General features: G+C 78.5%; 2 protein-coding genes. Both read left to right on the forward strand.

What is annotated here, in order from left to right:
- A partial coding sequence (locus tag MNY60_RS23460; protein ID WP_242362057.1) for a response regulator occupies nucleotides 1-1,720 on the forward strand: 1,720 nt, incomplete at its 5' end.
- On the forward strand, nucleotides 1,717-2,223 hold a 507-nt coding region (locus MNY60_RS23465), incomplete at its 3' end, for a response regulator (RefSeq protein WP_242362059.1). The genes MNY60_RS23460 and MNY60_RS23465, both read left to right, overlap by 4 nt.

The raw sequence follows: 2,223 nt of genomic DNA on the forward strand, positions 1-2,223 counted from the left end.
CGCGCAGGCGCGGGGCGAGAAGTCGATCCGCGTGCTCGCCTCCACGCTCGCCTCCATCGGCCGCCAGGTCGAGCTCCTCTCGCTCGCCGAGGCCCGCCGCGCGCGCCGGGCGCGCGACGTGTTCGGCCACGCGGCGTCGGTGCGGGACGCGCTGCAGGCGCTCGACGAGGCCGGCCGGGCGCTGCGCGCCGCCGGGGTCGAGGCGGGGCGCGCCGAGCTCGAGCGGTCGTCCGCGCGGCTGCGCGAGATCGCGACCGACCTCACCCGCGTCGCGCGCGAGGCGTCGCGCGAGGCCGAGCAGCAGCGGCTCGCGGGCACCGTGCTCCGCGAGGACCTGCGCGCGCTCCGGATGGTGCCCGCCGCGCTCGTGCTCGAGCCGCTCCGCCGCGCCGTGCGCGACGTCGCCGGCCGGCTGGGCAAGGAGGTCGAGCTCACGATCGACGGCGGGGAGGCCCGCCTCGACCGCCAGATCGTGGACGCGCTCCGCGATCCGCTCCTGCACCTCGTGCGGAACGCGGTGGACCACGGCATCGAGGCGCCCGCGGCGCGGAGGGCCGCCGGGAAGTCGACCGCCGGCCGCATCGCCGCCCGCGTCGAGCCGCGCGGCTCGCGGGTCGCCATCATCGTCGAGGACGACGGGCCGGGCCTCGATCTCGCGGGGCTGCGCGCCGCCGCGGTGCGCAAGGGGGTCCTCCCCGCCGAGGAGGCGGATCGCCTCGGCGATCAGGAGGCGGCGCGCCTCGTGTTCCACCCCGGCCTCTCCACCGCGCGCGCCGTGACGGAGATCTCCGGGCGCGGGGTCGGGATGGACGTCGTCCTCGAGACGCTGGCGCGGCTCGGGGGCACGGTGGACGTCCGCTGGGAGGCGGGCCGCGGCACGCGCTTCGACCTCGAGGTGCCGCTCACGCTGTCCGCGTCCACCGCGCTCGTGTTCCGCGTCGGGCGCGACGTGATCGCGCTGCCCGCGGAGGCGATCGAGCACGTCGTGCTGGTCACCGCGGGCGATCTCGGCAGCGTCGCCGGGCGCACCACGGCGCAGGTCGCCGGCGAGCACGTGCCGTACGTACCGCTCGCGCGGCTCCTGCGCATGCCGGAGGGGGCGGCCACGCCGCCGCGCCAGCGGGTGGCGCTCGTGATCGCCCACGGCGGCGCGCGCGTCGCCGTCGGGGTGGACGAGCTCGTCGGCCAGCAGGAGCTCGTGATCTCCTCGCTCGGCGCGCGGGTCGCGGCGGTGCCGCACCTCGCCGGCGCGGCGGTGCTCGACGACGGGCGCGTGGCGGGGGTCCTCTCCGCGGCGGAGCTCGTGCGGCGGGGGCAGCCGGGCATGGGGGCGAGCCGCGCCGAGGGCGGGCGGCGCGTGATCGTCGCGGACGACTCGCTCACCACCCGCTCCGCGATGAAGGCGCTCCTCGAGATGGCGGGCTACGCGGTGATCCCCGCCGCCGACGGGGAGGAGGCGTTCCAGCTCCTGCGCGAGTCGGGCGCGGACCTCGTCGTGTCCGACGTGCAGATGCCCCGGCTCGACGGCTTCGGCCTCACGCGCAAGGTGAAGACCGACCCGCGCCTGCGCCGCACGCCGGTCGTCCTCGTCACCTCCCTCGAGGCGGCCGAGGATCGCGCCGCCGGCCTCGCCGCCGGCGCCGACGGCTACCTCGTGAAGCGCGAGGTCGAGCGCGGCAAGCTCCTCGACCTCGTCCGCCAGCTCCTGCCCCGCGCATGATCCGCTGCCTGCTGGTGGACGACTCCCGCTCGTTCCGCGCCCTGCTGCGCGCGCTCCTCGATCGCGCCGGCATCGCGGTCGTCGGCGAGGCCGCCGACGGCGAGGCGGCGGTGGCCCAGGTGGCGGCGCTCCGCCCGGACGTCGTGACCATGGACGTGCGGATGCCCGGCAAGGACGGGCTCGCGGCGATCGAGGAGATCATGCGGGTCGCGCCGACGCCGATCGTGGTGGTCTCGGCGGAGGCCGGGCCCGAGCGGCAGGAGCTCGCCTTCTGGGCGCTCGAGCTCGGCGCGGTGGAGGTGCTCGCGAAGCCGCGCGCCACGGACGCGGCGCGCTTCGCCCGCGAGGCGGACGCGATCCGCGACGCCGTCCGCGCGGTTGCGGGGCTGAAGCTCGTCACCCGCCACCGGCGGCTCCCGTTCCGCCCGGGGGGCGCGCCCGCGCAGGGGCCGGCCCCGCGGGCCGCGGCCGGCGCGTCGACCGCCGCCAGCGCGGCCGGAGGG

The sequence above is a fragment of the Anaeromyxobacter sp. SG17 genome, assembly GCF_022690695.1.
Classification (GTDB): domain Bacteria; phylum Myxococcota; class Myxococcia; order Myxococcales; family Anaeromyxobacteraceae; genus Anaeromyxobacter; species Anaeromyxobacter soli.